The 13,146-nt window shown below is 68.1% G+C and carries 16 protein-coding genes; 9 read left to right on the forward strand and 7 right to left on the reverse strand.

Features of this window, described 5'->3' with window-relative positions:
- Positions 1–325 precede the first annotated feature (325 nt).
- Together PXD02_RS02690 and PXD02_RS02695 are read left to right on the forward strand one after the other, a co-directional pair.
- Positions 326–2,623 carry a multicopper oxidase family protein gene (locus tag PXD02_RS02690; protein ID WP_275105419.1) on the forward strand — a complete coding sequence of 766 codons (2,298 nt, stop codon included), beginning with the start codon at positions 326–328 and terminating at the stop codon, positions 2,621–2,623.
- A gap of 85 nt (positions 2,624–2,708) precedes the next feature.
- Positions 2,709–3,746, forward strand: coding sequence for a trypsin-like serine peptidase (locus PXD02_RS02695; protein WP_275105420.1), 1,038 nt, complete (start codon positions 2,709–2,711; stop codon positions 3,744–3,746).
- Here the strand turns inward: PXD02_RS02695 and PXD02_RS02700 are convergent.
- A complete protein-coding gene (locus PXD02_RS02700) occupies positions 3,661–4,086 on the reverse strand; it encodes a Rieske (2Fe-2S) protein (protein ID WP_275105421.1) in 426 nt (141 codons plus the stop codon). The genes PXD02_RS02695 and PXD02_RS02700 overlap by 86 nt on opposite strands.
- A 60-nt stretch (positions 4,087–4,146) precedes the next feature.
- Positions 4,147–5,259, reverse strand: a complete 1,113-nt coding sequence (gene hppD / locus PXD02_RS02705; protein WP_275105422.1) for a 4-hydroxyphenylpyruvate dioxygenase — start codon at positions 5,257–5,259, stop codon at positions 4,147–4,149.
- 130 nt (positions 5,260–5,389) lie between these two features.
- Here hppD and PXD02_RS02710 point away from each other — a divergent pair, with 130 nt between their 5' ends.
- Positions 5,390–5,875 (forward strand): Lrp/AsnC family transcriptional regulator, encoded by a 486-nt coding sequence (locus PXD02_RS02710; protein ID WP_473092044.1) that lies wholly within the window; start codon positions 5,390–5,392, stop codon positions 5,873–5,875.
- A 175-nt stretch (positions 5,876–6,050) separates the two neighbouring features.
- Here PXD02_RS02710 and PXD02_RS02715 read toward each other — a convergent pair whose 3' ends face one another.
- Entirely contained in the window at positions 6,051–6,524 is a 474-nt protein-coding gene (locus tag PXD02_RS02715) for an Lrp/AsnC family transcriptional regulator (protein ID WP_275105424.1), read from the reverse strand.
- 147 nt (positions 6,525–6,671) lie between these two features.
- Between PXD02_RS02715 and PXD02_RS02720 the strand changes: the two genes are divergently transcribed.
- Complete coding sequence (locus PXD02_RS02720) at positions 6,672–7,124, forward strand: RrF2 family transcriptional regulator (protein ID WP_275105425.1); 453 nt, start codon at positions 6,672–6,674, stop codon at positions 7,122–7,124.
- Here PXD02_RS02720 and PXD02_RS02725 read toward each other — a convergent pair.
- From PXD02_RS02725 to PXD02_RS02740, 4 genes are read right to left on the reverse strand one after another with little or no spacing between them, the layout of a single operon-like run.
- The gene (locus PXD02_RS02725) at positions 7,121–7,771 is read right to left on the reverse strand and encodes a pseudouridine synthase (protein WP_275105426.1); all 651 of its coding nucleotides are present in this window, start codon (positions 7,769–7,771) and stop codon (positions 7,121–7,123) included. The genes PXD02_RS02720 and PXD02_RS02725 overlap by 4 nt on opposite strands.
- On the reverse strand, positions 7,768–8,394 hold the full coding sequence (locus tag PXD02_RS02730) for a LysE family translocator (RefSeq protein WP_275105427.1): 627 nt from the start codon (positions 8,392–8,394) through the stop codon (positions 7,768–7,770). The genes PXD02_RS02725 and PXD02_RS02730 overlap by 4 nt, the downstream gene beginning before the upstream one ends.
- Positions 8,391–8,768 (reverse strand): GFA family protein, encoded by a 378-nt coding sequence (locus tag PXD02_RS02735; protein WP_275105428.1) that lies wholly within the window; start codon positions 8,766–8,768, stop codon positions 8,391–8,393. Before PXD02_RS02735 ends, PXD02_RS02730 begins: the two co-directional genes overlap by 4 nt.
- On the reverse strand, positions 8,761–9,213 hold the full coding sequence (locus PXD02_RS02740) for a GAF domain-containing protein (RefSeq protein ID WP_275105429.1): 453 nt from the start codon (positions 9,211–9,213) through the stop codon (positions 8,761–8,763). The genes PXD02_RS02735 and PXD02_RS02740 overlap by 8 nt, the downstream gene beginning before the upstream one ends.
- A gap of 85 nt (positions 9,214–9,298) precedes the next feature.
- Here PXD02_RS02740 and PXD02_RS02745 point away from each other — a divergent pair, with 85 nt between their 5' ends.
- From PXD02_RS02745 to PXD02_RS02765, 5 genes are read left to right on the forward strand one after another with little or no spacing between them, the layout of a single operon-like run.
- On the forward strand, positions 9,299–10,621 hold the full coding sequence (locus tag PXD02_RS02745; RefSeq protein ID WP_275105430.1) for an ATP-binding protein: 1,323 nt from the start codon (positions 9,299–9,301) through the stop codon (positions 10,619–10,621).
- Positions 10,622–10,635: 14 nt separating this feature from the next.
- Entirely contained in the window at positions 10,636–11,259 is a 624-nt protein-coding gene (locus PXD02_RS02750; RefSeq protein WP_275105431.1) for a response regulator, read from the forward strand.
- Positions 11,260–11,264: 5 nt separating this feature from the next.
- A complete protein-coding gene (locus PXD02_RS02755) occupies positions 11,265–11,777 on the forward strand; it encodes a DUF2478 domain-containing protein (RefSeq protein ID WP_275105432.1) in 513 nt (170 codons plus the stop codon).
- 10 nt (positions 11,778–11,787) lie between these two features.
- On the forward strand, positions 11,788–12,066 hold the full coding sequence (locus PXD02_RS02760; RefSeq protein WP_275105433.1) for a sulfurtransferase TusA family protein: 279 nt from the start codon (positions 11,788–11,790) through the stop codon (positions 12,064–12,066).
- 14 nt (positions 12,067–12,080) lie between these two features.
- On the forward strand, positions 12,081–13,007 hold the full coding sequence (locus tag PXD02_RS02765) for an AEC family transporter (RefSeq protein ID WP_275105434.1): 927 nt from the start codon (positions 12,081–12,083) through the stop codon (positions 13,005–13,007).
- Positions 13,008–13,146: the final 139 nt, after the last annotated feature.

The raw sequence follows: 13,146 nt of genomic DNA on the forward strand, positions 1-13,146 counted from the left end.
ACCAGCTTGAATCACGTTCAGCACGTCCTGTGAATCCCTTTTGTCAACACGGCCTAATACTTCAGACTTTGCCAAGTGCCTTTGCTGGTTATACCCGCGCCCCCAGCAATCGATCCGTTTTTCATCGGGTGAAGCGATGACCTTGGATGCTGTTGCAGTCCCGCCGCGAATGGCCCTGCCGGAACTGCCCGGCAGGCGGGACGATCCCGACAACTCGTCCACAGATGATTGGGCTGGCGGCCTGCGCGCGCCACGCTGGCCTCGGTCCCGCGAACTGCGGGCCGACCGCTTCAAGACGCCGCAGTCCTGAAAGGAGGAACACTTCATGAAAGTCCCATCGTTCTCCCGGCGTCTTCCCTTGGCCGGGGCGGCGCTGTGCATCGCCACCGCCGCCTCGGCGCAGATCCAGGGGGGCATCGCCGATCCGCCCGACCTGGACCTGACCGCCACTCTGTCCGCGCAGCGCGTGGACGGGCTGGAGGCGCCGGGCACCACCTCGCGCACCCGGACGCGGGCGACCGATCCCGGCGCCAGGCTGCAATTGCGCCTGCTGCGCTCGGCGATCCTGAACCCCGGCAAGGGCGGGCCGGGGGTGGCAGGCTTCGATACCGTCTGGCACCGCGGCTATGTCGATCTTGCCAATCCGCCCCCCGAGGGCGAGGATCATCGCTATGCCGCGCCGCTGATCCGGGCCGTGCCCGGAGAGACGGTGCGGATCGACCTGCACAACCACCTGCTGCCCTATGACGACCTGCCGATCGAGCAGCGCCCCTCTTACGACGACATCGCCGACCGCTATGACACGCTGATGCCGCCGGACGAATGCAATCACACGCCGCAGACGATGAACGTGCCGGATCTGCTGAAATGCTTCAACGTCACGAACATGCATTTCCACGGGTCATGGGTCAGCCCGGTGGGCAACAGCGACAACGTGCTGCGAGAGCTTCACCCGGCGGCGGACCGGGTCTATGAATACGAATACAACATCCCCAACGACCATCCGGCGGGGACGTTCTGGTATCATCCGCATGTCCACGGCGCGACTGCGATCCAGGTCGGCAGCGGCATGGCCGGTCCGCTGGTCATCGAGGGCGACCGCTGGCCGGGCACGCTGCCCGACGGACGCCTGCGGTCGGGCGATATCGACGTGCTGCTGCGCAAGGCGGATGGCAGCCCGATCCCCGACCGGCTGTTCCTGTTCCAGCAGATCCAATATGCCTGCAAGACCCTGGCCGATGGCACGCCGAAACCCGCCGCGCCCGCCGGAACCCCCAATCCGCAGGTCTGGGCAGGCTGGGCCTGCGCCGAGGGGGAGCTGGGCTCGATCGACGGTTACGGCATCCTGGGCGGGGCGAACTGGGCGAATTCCGGCCATTTCACCACCGTGAACGGTGCCGTCGCCGCCGTGCTGGGGGCCGACGATCCCGGCAGCGGCCAGCCGCCCCGGCCGGTCGTGGCCGGGCAGCCGGAACGCTGGCGCTTCATCCATGGCGGTTTCGGGGATTCGATCAAGGTCCAGATCTTCCGCCGCCAGTCCGACACCCCCGACCGGCCGGGCGAACCCACCGTCTTCGAAAGCGCCGCCGCCGACCAGCAGGACGCGGTGATCCGCCGCGAATGCCGGATCGACGACGAGCCTGTCGCGATGTTCGAGATCGCCGCCGACGGCCTGACCCGCCCGTCGATCCTGCGGACCGACAACCGGCCGCTGCATCCCGGCTATCGCAGCGACGTGCTGGTGTCCTTCGATGAGCCGGGCGAATACTGCGTCGTCGACGTGCCGCTGGCCCAGGCGCAAAGCGTCGAGGGATCGGTGGTGGATCGCCGCCTGCTGTTCACCGTGCGCGTTCAGGAACCCGAAGGCGACATTGCCCCGGCGGAAACCGCGATCTTGGACATGCTGGTCAATGCAGCGATCATCGCCGCCGACCAGTCGTCCTCCGAACGGCTGGCCATCGTGCGCGACCTGTTCGACGGGCTGAAGCTGACGCGGTTCTCGCCCCACGGCAGCCTGGCCGACGCCGAGATCGACAACTATCGTTACATCCGCTTCAACCTTCTGAACGCGCAGCAGGTGGGGGTTCCCGATGCGCCCCAGGGGGCGGGCATCGGCTATGGCTTCGTGTCGGCCGAGGACGCCACGGACGAGCCGCCGGTCTTCGACGACCGCCGCTTCAGCACCCGGCCCGAGGATGCGATCAACCTGACCCTGGGCGATGTGGACGAATGGGTGCTGACCGCCAATGCGCCGGTCGGCCACCCCTTCCACATCCACATCAACCCGTTCGAGGTGATGGCCGTCAACCGCACCGTCACCCGAGACGGGGTCGAGGAGGTGATCGACCTGACCGAGGTCGAAAGCTATGTCGATGAAAGCGGCCAGACCGTCCTGTCGCAGTATTACGGCATGAAGGGTGTCTTCAAGGACACCATCTTCACCGAGGTCGGCGTCGAGGTGGTCCTGCGGTCGCATTACGAACGCTATATCGGCCGTTTCGTGCTGCATTGCCACATCCTGTCGCACGAGGATGCCGGCATGATGCGGATCGTCGAAATCCACGATCCCGGCCGGCTGACCGAAACCGGCGTGCTGGAAAGCGCCCATGCCGGCCACAACTGACGCCATCCCCGGTCGCGCGACCGCGCGGCCGGGCCATCCGCAGGGGGCATCCATGTTGCGTCAGGGAAAAGGGACCGGGGTCGACTTGCACGCCTGGATCAAGGATCTGGGCCGCCGCGACCCGGATCTGGTCGATGCGATCCGCCGCAAGGCCGGATCGGCGCCGCTGTCCATCCGCGACCAACTGGACCCTGCCGCGCGGGCGCTGCTGGACGTGGTCGCCGGACCAGAAGCGGGGGCGCAACCGGAAACCGCTTTGGAAACCGGCGTGGAAGCCGGGCTGGAATCCATCATCCTGACCCAGGGGCGCCCCGTTCTGGACGTGGTGAACGGCGAAGCCGACGTTCAGATCATCGACGACGATGCCGCCGACATCATCCGCGACCGGCTGAAGCGCGCCGAATCCCACCTGCGCAGGGCGATCCCGGCCGTCGGCCGGATCGAGGTGTCGGACAACCCCCAGGGCGAATGGTTCGGCACCGGCTGGCTGCTGGGTGACGGCCTCATCGTCACAAACCGCCATGTCGCCGCATATTTCGCGATCCGCGAACGGGGCCGCTTCGTCTTCCGGCCCGGCCTGGTCAGCGGCCATCCGCAGACCGCCCGCATCGACTTTCAGGAGGAACGCGGCGGCGGCAGCCAGGAGGTTCCCTTGGCCGAGATCCTGTGGATGGCGCCCGAGCGCGGCCCCGACATCGCCTTTCTGAAGACCGCCGCCCCGGTCGCGGCGCAACCGATCGAGCTTGACACCGAATTGCCCGCCGCCGGACGCGACGTGGCGGTGATCGGCTATCCCGCCTTCGACAGCCGCATCCCCGATTTCCAGCTGATGGAACGCCTGTTCGGACGGGTCTACAACCACAAGCGGCTGGCCCCCGGCAAGGTCCTCGGCATGGAGGGACGCGAACTGACGCACGACTGCACCAGCCTGGGCGGCAATTCCGGCTCGGTGGTGCTGGATCTGGACAGCGGCAAGGCGGTCGGGCTGCATTTCACCGGCTTTTTCCTGCGCGCGAATTACGCTGTGCCCGCCCCGGTCATCGCCGAGGCGCTGCGCGACCTGTCCCGTCCCGGCAGCCCCCGCTCGCAACCCCAGACGTCGCGCCACCCGCCTCTGCGATAAACACCGTTCCGCCGACAACCGCGACAGGCACCGGATCCAGCCCGCACTCGGCCCCCTCGACCGCCTCTCCGGTGCGGATGTCGAAGCGGGCACCGTGGGCGGTGCAGATCAGCTTCGTGCCGTCGGCCGACACAAGCCGGTCGCCGCGATAGTCCAGCGGCAGATACTGATGCGGACAGGCGTTCACATAGGCGCGCAAGTCGTCGCCCGCCCGTACGACCAGCATCGGAAAGGCGCCCTTGTCCGTCGTGACCGTCAGGGACAGCACGTCCGTGACCTGCGCCATGGCGCAGATGGGCGTGCCCGTCGCGGGGGCGGATGAATAATCGGTCCAGGGCATGGGCATCCTGATGCGCAAGCCCCGCCCGCCGGCGGCGGGCGGGGCAGGGGGGACGGCAAGCTATTCGGCGGGCGTGGCGTTCAGGACGCCGCGGCGCACCTGGTCTTCCTCGATCGATTCGAACAGGGCGCGGAAGTTGCCCTCGCCGAAGCCGTCGTCGCCCTTGCGCTGGATGAATTCGAAGAAGATCGGGCCGATCACCGTCTTCGAGAAGATTTGCAGCAGGATCCGGGTTTCGCCGCCGCCGACCACGCCCTCGCCGTCGATCAGGATGCCATGCTTCTTCATGCGTTCGATGGGTTCCTGATGACCCTTCACGCGGCGATGCGACATCTCGTAATAGGTGTCGGGCGGTCCCGGCATGAACTCCATGCCTGCGTCGCGGATGCGGTCGGTGCCCTGATAGATGTCCTCGGTCGCGATGGCGATGTGCTGGATGCCCTCGCCCTTGTATTCGCGCAGATATTCCTCGATCTGGCTGTGATCGTCGGTGGATTCGTTGATCGGGATGCGGATCTTGCCGTCCGGAGAGGTCAGCGCCCGGCTGACAAGGCCGGTCTGCTTGCCCTTGATGTCGAAATACTTGATCTCGCGAAAATTGAACGTGTCGTGATAGAACTTGTACCAGGTGTCCATGTTGCCGCGGATCACGTTATGCGTCAGGTGATCCAGATAGTAGAAGCCGAAGCCCTCGGGGCGCGGATCGGCTTCGCCCAGCCAGTCGTAATCGGCGTCATAGGCGCTGCCCTCGCCGCCGTATCTGTCGATGAAGTACAGAAGCGAGCCGCCGATGCCATAGACGGCGGGCGTCTCGATGGACTTGCCGGGGCCGGTATATTCCGTGGCGCCCAGATCCAGGGCGCGCTTCAGCGCCACTTGCGCATCGACGACGCGCCAGGCCATCGCGGGCGCGCAGGGGCCATGGTCCTTGACGAAACCGGCCGCATGGGTGTCCGCGTCGGCGTTCAGCAGATAGTTGATGTCGCCTTGGCGATACAGCGTGATGTTCTTGGTCTTGTGCTTGGCCACCGGGGTGAAGCCCATCTGCCGGAAGATGCGGTCCAGAACCTCGGGGTTGGGATGGGCGTATTCGACGAATTCGAAGCCGTCGGTGCCGGCGGGGTTGATGTCGCTGATCGTCGCCTTGGGGGCGTTGTGCGGAAACGGACCCATGCGCGCTCCTCCTCTTCGCTGGGGTTCCGGGTCAGAATGCCACGATGTTCATGCACGGGGGTTGCGAAATCGCGGCATTTGGGGCGTTCTTCGCACGAAACGTGCACGGAATCTGCGAAGGATGCATGGCTTGAAACTGGATGGCTTCGACATCGCGATCCTGACCGCCTTGCAGCGCGACGGCGCGCTGACCAACGCCGCCCTGGCCGAGATCGTGAAGCTGTCGCCCTCTCAATGCTCGCGCAGGCGCGCGGCGCTGGAGGAGGCGGGCGTGATCGAAGGCTATTCGGCGCGGCTTGGCGCGGCCAAGCTGGGATACGGGCTGCGCGCGATTATCCGCGTCAACCTGTCCAGCCACGGTCAGCGGAAAGAGGATGACTTCGCCCGCTTCGTCGCCATGCAGCCGCAGATCCGCTCGGCCTTTTCGGTGTCGGGGGATGCGGATTACGTCCTGGACGTGCGGGTCCGCGATCTGGAGTCCTTTGCCGATTTCGTGCATCGGCATTTGCTGCCGCATCCGCAGGTGTCGCAGGTCCGGTCCGAGATCGTGTTGAAGACGCTGAAAGACGAAAAGGGCGTCGCGCCCGGACTGGTCGCGCCGCCCGATCCGTCCTGAGGCTGCGTCAAGGGCAGGCCATGCCGACCGCGAGGCGGGGCCGGTTCGCAACGCAACGCGCGGCCGATTGCAGCGGGCCCGGTGCGCGGCTTGCCCTGCGCGCCGACAACCCGGGGCCGGGCCGCCCATGACCGGGCTGGCGTCGGGAATCCTGGCCTTCCGCGGATCGGACCGCTTAACGGTCGCGGGTATTGATGGGATAGGCGGTGGTATGGCGCAGCCGTTCCATCGCGAAATGCGAGGTCAGGTTCTTGATCGGCACGGCATCGGTCAGCCGGCGATAGAAATCGTCATAGGCAGCCATGTCGGACACAGCGACATGCAGCAGATAGTCCATTTCCCCGGCCATGCGATAGGCCTCCATGATCTCGGGGAATTGTTTGACGGCGGCCAGGAAGGCGTCGCGCCAGGCTGCGCCGTGGTCCGTCGCCTCGATCCCCACGAAGACGGTCAGGCCCAGGCCCAGCTTCGCCGGATCGGCCAGGGCCACGCGCCCGGTCAGGACGCCGGTCGCCTCAAGCTTCTGGATCCGCTTCCAGCAGGGGGTTTGCGACAGGCCCACCTGATCGGCGATCTGCGCGATCGGCTGGGTCGCGTCCTGCATCAGGGCGGCGACGATCTTGCGGTCGATCAGGTCCAGGCTGGCCATTTGGTCTTTTTCCTCGGGGTCGGTCTCGGGCCACAGGTTGCCAGAAAAATAGCAAATGTCCACCGTTATTGTCGTATATTTGGAATTGCCCTGACCTGCGGCAAATGTCGACCTTGAAGCGGGTATTTTATCACCGTAGGGTGGGCCATGATCACGCAGAAGATGAAATACGCCCTCAAGGCGATGCTGGTTTTGGGGGACGAGGCCGCCCAGCCCAGCCCCGAGGCGCTGACCATCGAGAAGATCGCCCGGCGGTCCGACACGCCGAAGCGGTTCCTGGAACAGATCCTGCTGGAGATCAGGAACGCGGGCATGGTCAGCTCGATTCGCGGCCGGTCGGGCGGCTATCTGCTGATCAAGCGGCCCGGCGACATTTCCATTTCCGAACTGCTGCGCCTGATCGACGGCCCCATAGCACCGCTGCCCTGCCTGTCGCGGCGCGCCTATCAACGCTGCGAGGATTGCCGGGACGAGGCGTCCTGCCGCATCCGCAAGGTCTTTGCCGAGATTTTCTGGTCCTATCTGATCCTGATCGAATCGCTGACGCTGGAGGACATGCTGCGGTCAGAACAGGTGGCGGAACAGGTGATCGGGGCCTAGAACGGCGCCGCCTGGCTGAAGCTGACCTGCACGCCGCTGTCGGGATGGCGCAGGCGCAGGCTTTCGGCGTGCAGCATCAGGCGCGGATGATCGGCCGCGGCGCCCGAGGCATAGAGCGGATCGCCCAGGATCGGATGGCCGGTTTCGGCCATGTGGACCCGCAATTGGTGGCTGCGCCCGGTCAGCGGGAACAGGCGCACGCGGGTTTCGTCATCCGTCGCGCGGATCACCCGCCATTCGGTCAGCGCCGGGCGGCCCGCCTCGTGGTCGACCTTCTGGCGCGGGCGGTTCGGCCAGTCGACGATCAGCGGCAGATCGACCCGGCCGGTCTTCGGCTGCAACCGCCCGGCCAGGCGGGCGACATAGGCCTTCTTGACCTTGCGATCCTCGAACTGCTTGGACAGCACCCGCTGCGCGTGCGGCGTCAGGCCGAAGACCATCACGCCCGATGTGTCCTGGTCCAGCCGGTGCACCAGCAGCACCGTCGGGAAGGGGCCGCGCAGGCGGTTGATCAGGCAATCGTCCTTGCCCTCGCCCCGGCCCGGCACCGACAGAAGCCCGGCGGGCTTGCCCACCACCAGGATCTCGTGATCGGCATGGATCACCTGGGGCGCGTCGGGGGGCGGGGCATAGACGAAACCGGTCACTTGGCGACCAGCCGGATCGCCAGGCCCGCGAACATCACGGCGGCGATCCTGTTGATCAGGCCCAGCCGCCGCCCGATCACATGGCCCGCATGGCCCGCGACGACGCCGTAACCCATCGTGACCAGCGTGCCGGTCAAGGCGAAGATCAGCCCCAAGCCCAGGATCTGCTGCCAGATCGGCCCCCAGGCGGGGTTGGTGAACTGCGGCAGGAAGGCCAGCAGGAACAGCACCGGCTTGGGGTTCAGCGCGTTCGACAGAAAGCCGCGCCGGACGATGGTCCAGGGTCTGACGCTGCCGCGCGCGGAGGGATCGACCGGCCCCGCCCGCCAGCTTTTCCAGGCCAGCCACAGCAGATAGGCCGCGCCCGCGTATTTGATCGCGCGCAGCGCCTCGGGGTGGGCGGCGACCACCGCGCCCAGGCCCAGGGTCGCCAGCGTCACATGCATCAGAACGCCCAGGCCCACGCCGAAGCCCGCCAGGGCGCCCGCGCGCGGCCCGCCCTGGATGCCGCAGGCACTGGCGAAGAACACATCCTGGCCCGGCGCGACGTTCAGCAGCAGCCCGCCTGCGACGAAGGCGGTCAGCTGCGCCAGCGGAATGGCGGCGATTGTGTCCCAGATCATCCCTGCGGTTCCTGCGGCAAGCCGTCGGCGATGTCATAGTAATCGCCCTTGTCGGCCACGTAGATATGGCCCGCCAGCCGCAGCCCGGTGGGATTGTCGATGGCACCCGCCGCGATCTCGGGGTTCGTCACGCCGATCTGCCGCCAGAACAGGCTGCTGCCGCATTCGGGACAGAAGCCGCGTTCGGCCTTGTCCGAGGACCGATACCACCGCACCGGTCCGGCCACGGAAACGTCGCTGGCCGAGGCAGAGGCCCAGACATGCCCCGACCAGCGGCGGCACTGGCTGCAATGGCAGGCGCTCGGCGGCTCGGACCCCCCGCTGCCCTTGAAGGTGACGGCGCCGCACAGGCAGCGCCCGGTGAAATCAGACATGGCCGAAAACCTCCTCCAGAATGGCGGCCAGCCGGGCGGCGTCGGTTTCGGTGAAGGCATCGGGCCGGTCGCTGTCGATATCCAGAACGCCGATCAGCCGCCCGCCGTTTCCCCAAACCGGCAGGACGATTTCCGACCGGGTGGAACTGGCGCAGGCGATATGGCCGGGAAAGGCGTCCACGTCGGGCACAAGCTGGACCTGGCCGGTGCGCGCCGCAGCCCCGCAGACCCCGCGAGAAAACGGGATCACCAGGCAGCCATGGCCGCCCTGATAGGGACCGATCTTCAGCAGATCGGGCGCCACGACCCGATAGAAGCCGGTCCAGTCGAAGCGGTCGTCGGCATGGTGGATCTCGCAGGCCAGGGTGGCCATCAGCGCGACCTCGTCGGTCTCGCCTTCGGTCAGGGCGCGGATGCGGGAGGCAAGGGCGTCGTAATCGGTCATGGCCTCTTCTATGCCCGGCGATGCGGCGCGAAAAGCCGCGATCTTGCCATTTACGCAGCCTCGCCTCTCGGCCAATCTGCGCGCCATGACCCGCCTGACCCTGACGCAACGCATCTTCCTGGTGATCCTGGCCGTGCAGGCGGCGCTGTTCGCCGCCCTGGCCGTGGCCAGCCTGGAGGGCGCGCGCCGCGACATCGCGACCGAGACCCGGCTGGCGGTGGAAACCGCGCGCGCCCTGGTGCTGGCGACGATCGGAACCATGCAGGGGGCGGTCCCGCCCGACCGGATCATGCAGCTTCTGCCCGAACGGCTGGTGGTGCCGCGCCATGTCACGCTGGGGACCGTCGACATCCTGGACGGGGTGGTGCGCCGCGCCCGCGCGCCGGTGCAGGCGCAGGCCCCGGCACCGCCCTGGTTCGCGTCCCTGGTCGCGCCCGACCTGCTGGAAACCCGCCTTCCCGTGGTGCTGGAGGGGCGGCCGCGCGGCTATGTCTTCATCGCGACCGATCCGGGGGCGGAAATCGCGCTGGCCTGGCGCGACCTGTCGGCCTTCCTGGGGCTGGCGGCGATGGCGGCGGTTGCCCAGGGGCTGCTGATCCTGTGGGCCACGCGCCAGGCGCTGCGGCCCGTGGCGGCCATCGCCAGCCGCTTGGGCGACCTGCGCCGGGGTGATCTGACGGCGCGGGTGGGGCCGGTGGCGCAGCGCGACCTGGCACCCATCGCCGCCGGGGTGGACGACCTGGCCCAGGCGCTTGGGCAGGCCCAGGCCGACCGCGCCCGGCTGCAACGTCGCGTCGTCACGCGCGGCGACGAGGAACGCAAGGCCGTGGCCCGCGACCTGCATGACGAGATGGGCCCCTGCCTGTTCGGCCTGCGGGTCGAGGCCGACGCCCTGCGCAAGGCCGCCCCCACCCCCGCCGTCGAGGCCCATGCCCAGGCCATCGCCGACATCGCCGAGGAAATCGCCCGCGTGAACCGCGCCCTGCTGGGCGACCTGCGCCCCGCCGCCATCGGGCAGTTGCCGCGGGCAGCGGTGCTGGGCGATTACCTGGCCGACCTGGAGCGGCGCTTCCCGGATCTGGACATCGGCCTGGATCTGGCCCCCGGCCTGCCGGAACCGGACGAGGCGACCGCCCTGACGCTGTTCCGCATCGTCCAGGAAGGCACCACCAACGCCCTGCGCCATGCCGCGGCGTCCCGCGTGACGGTGCGCCTGTGGGCCGATCCGGCGCATTGGCGGGTGGTCCTGGCCGATGACGGGCGGGGCATGGCGCCGGACGCGCGCGAAGGCACCGGCCTGACCGGGATGCGCGAACGCATCACCCTGCTGGGGGGCGATTTGACCTTGTCCTCGGGCAGCGGGGGGACCACCATCGGCGCCAGCCTGCCCTTGCAACAGCCTGAATGAAGGCCCGACCGCAGATGAAGTCCGCGCTTGTCATCGACGATCATCCGATCACCCATCTGGGCGCGAACCGCCTGCTGCGCGAACTGGGATACGAGCGTATCGGCCAGGCCATGTCGGGCGAGGAGGCGCTGTCGCAACTGGCGGGCGGCGACGCGCCGGACCTGATCGTCCTGGACATCAGCCTGCCGGGCCAGGGCGGGCTGGATCTGGTGGCGCCGCTGCGCGACGCGGCGCCGGATGCGCCGATCCTGATCTTTTCGATGAACGACCAGACCGGCTTTGCCGCTCGCGCCTTGCAGTCGGGCGCGCAGGGGTTTCTGTCGAAGAACGCGCCCCCCGCCGATTTCCGCGAGGCGGTGCGGATGCTGGAATCGGGCGAATTCTATCTGTCGCCCCGCCACGCGATGGCGCTGGCGACGCTGCGGGCCGGGGCCTCGGCCGATCCGCTGGGGGCGCTGTCGGACCGGGAACGGCAGGTGCTGGCGCTGATCGGCCGGGGGCTCAGCCTGCAAGCCATCGCGGATCACCTGGATGTCAGCTACAAGACGGCGGCCAACACCTCCTCGGCGCTGAAGAAGAAGCTGGGCGTGGACGGCATCAACGGGCTGATGAAATTCGCCCTGGACAGCGGGATATGACGGCGATGCTGGGATGGTTCAGTCTGGACGACGACGCAGCACCGGGCGAGGCCGACCGGATCCTGGCGCGCCTGTCGGCCGGTCTGGCGGATGCGGGCCTGCGGCTGGCGGGCGCCATCCAGGTCAACACCGACCGGGGCGCCGACTGCGCCTGCGACATGGACGTGCTGGTGCTGGGCGAGGAAGACATGCCGATCCGCATTTCCCAGTCCCTCGGCAGCGGATCGACCGGCTGCCGCCTGGATCCCGGCGCGCTGGAAATGGCGGCGGCGCGGGTCTCGGCCCGGCTGGCGGGGGCGGAACTGCTGATCCTGCCCAAGTTCGGCCGCCAAGAGGCCATCGGCCGGGGCTTTCGCAGCGTGATCGCGCAGGCGGTGGCCCAGGACGTGCCGATCCTGCTGCATGTGCCCCCCGAACAGCGCGCCGATTTCGACCGCTTCTGCGAGGGGCTGGGCCAGCGCGTTCCGCCGGGCCAGCTGGCCGAATGGTGCCTGGACCAGGTGACGGGTCTTCAGTGACGGGCGTCCGGTGACCGACCTTCCGCTGATCGACGCGCGCGGGCTGCTGTGCCCGCTGCCGGTCCTGCGGCTGCGCAAGCTGCTGCCCGACCATCCGCCGGGCGCGCGGGTGCGGCTGTGGGCGACCGACGCCATGGCCCTGGTCGATGTGCCGCATTTCTGCGAAGGCTCGGGGCACCGGCTGGTCGAACAGCGCGACATCGGCGGCGGCGTGCGGGAATTCATCGTCGAAAGGGGGCTTTCCGCCCCCTCGGCCGCCAGGGCGGCCTTCACCCCCGAGGATATTTGAGCGAAGAAGAAGCCATGCTGGCCGTGTTCCTGAAGACCCTGCCCTTTTTCGGGATGATCGGCCTGGGCTGGCTGGCCGCGCGGACGCGGTTCTTTCCCCATGAGGGGGCGGCCTGGCTGACCAAATTCGTCTTTTACTTCGCGCTGTCGGCGATGCTGTTCCGCTTTGCCGCGCGCCTGGATCTGGCGGCGCTGTTCGACCGGTCCTTCGCGCTGGCCTATCTGGCGGGATCCTTCGGGCTTTGGCTGGTCGGCATGGCCGTGGCGCGCGGCCGGGGCCTGTCCCTGCCCGAGGCCGCGATGGAGGCGCAGTGCTGCATGATCGGCAATACCGGATTTCTGGGCGTGCCGATGCTGGTCGCGCTGCTGGGCGAACGCGCCGTGGGGCCGGTGCTGATGGTCCTGACCATCGACATGCTGGTGTTTTCCACGCTGATCACCCTGATCATCCATGCGGGCCGCAGCGGCGGGCTGCGCCTTGCCACGGCGGTTCCGATCCTGCGCGGCATCGTCGCCAATCCGATGGTCCTGTCGATGCTGGCGGGCCTGGCCTGGGCGCAGATGCGCCTGCCCGTGCCCGGCCCTTTCGACGAGTTCCTGGTGATGCTGGGCGCCGCCGCCACCCCCGGCGCGCTGTTCGCCATCGGCGCCAGCCTGGCGGGGCGGCGCATCGGCCGACTTGCGGCCTCGGCCTGGCTGACGGTCGCCAAGCTGATCCTGCATCCCCTGGCCGTGGGCCTGGCCGCCTGGGCCTTTCACGTCGAGCCCTTCGCCGCAGGTGTCATGGTCGCCGCCGCCGCCCTGCCGGTCGCAGGCAACGTCTATATCCTGGCGCAATATTTCGGCGTGGCGCAGCAGCGCGTGTCGGCCGCGATCCTGATGTCCACCGCAGGCAGCATCGTGACGGTTCCGCTGATCATCCTGCTGATCGGGCAGGGATAGGCCGGGGACCGCGCGCGGGGCCGCGCCGGAAACCGCCGAGGCGCAGCTTGCGGGTCGCCTGGGTGTTCCCAGCTCACCGCGTGATATCCTCGTCCGCGTTCTCCATCCGGTCCAGATTGGCGACGACCGTCAGAGATCC

It is taken from the genome of Paracoccus sp. S3-43, assembly GCF_029027965.1.
Taxonomy (GTDB): domain Bacteria; phylum Pseudomonadota; class Alphaproteobacteria; order Rhodobacterales; family Rhodobacteraceae; genus Paracoccus.